We start from the raw sequence: 953 nt of genomic DNA on the forward strand, positions 1-953 counted from the left end.
GCTGCGCGCGATCGTCGACGAGCCGTCCGGGCTGCTCGGCCGGGCGGAGGTCATCGGCAACCCGGTGCTTCGCTGGGAACCCGCGGTGACCGGCGGCGAACCGCTGCCCGAGCTGATCGGCCGGATGGCGGCGGAGCGGCCGGACGCGGTGGCCGTCGCCGACGGTGCGGGCGAGCTGTCCTACTCGGAACTGTGGGACCGGGCGTCGAGGTTCGCCGCGGTGCTGCGTGCCCGCGGGGTCGGCCGGGAACGCCGCGTCGGGCTGGTCGTCGGCCGGTCCTCGTGGTGGCTGGTCGGGATGCTGGGGGTGTCACTGGCGGGCGGCGTGTTCGTCCCGGTGGACCCGGCCTACCCGGCCGATCGCGTCCGGTTCATCTTCGGGAGCGCGGACCCGATGCTGGTGGTGTGCCAGGGGAAGACCCGCGGAGCGGTGCCGCCGGAGTTCGCCGACCGGCTGGTCGTGCTCGACGAGACCGACCTGGCCGCTGCCCCGGACGAGGACCTGCCGCGCCTGGATCCGCGTGACGCCGCGTATGTGATCTACACGTCGGGGTCGACGGGCACCCCGAAGGGCGTCGTCGTCACCTATTCGGGCCTGGGCAATCTGGCGATGGCGCATATCGAGCGGCTCGCCGTGTCGCCGTCGTCCCGGGTCCTGCAGTTCGCGGCGCTCGGTTTCGACACCATCGTGTCCGAGGTGATGATGGCGCTCCTGGCGGGGGCGACGCTGGTGATGCCCCCGGACGAGGATCTGCCGCCGCACGCTTCGCTGATCGACGCGCTCGAACGCTGGGACATCACGCACGTCAAGGCGCCGCCGTCCGTTCTGTCCACTGTGGACGATCTGCCGGAGCGGGTGGAAACCGTGACGGCGGCGGGCGAACTCTGCCCGCCCGGTCTGGTGGACCGCCTGTCGCCCGGACGGCGGATGATCAACGCCTACGGGCCGACCG

1 protein-coding gene is annotated in these 953 nt (G+C 72.6%); it reads left to right on the top strand.

The window, feature by feature from the left end; genetic code table 11:
• Window positions 1-953 (top strand): AMP-binding protein (locus tag AVR91_RS42325; RefSeq protein ID WP_143254288.1); only part of this gene is annotated, 953 nt, incomplete at both ends.

The organism is Amycolatopsis keratiniphila subsp. keratiniphila (assembly GCF_001620365.2).
GTDB classification, from domain to species: domain Bacteria; phylum Actinomycetota; class Actinomycetes; order Mycobacteriales; family Pseudonocardiaceae; genus Amycolatopsis; species Amycolatopsis keratiniphila.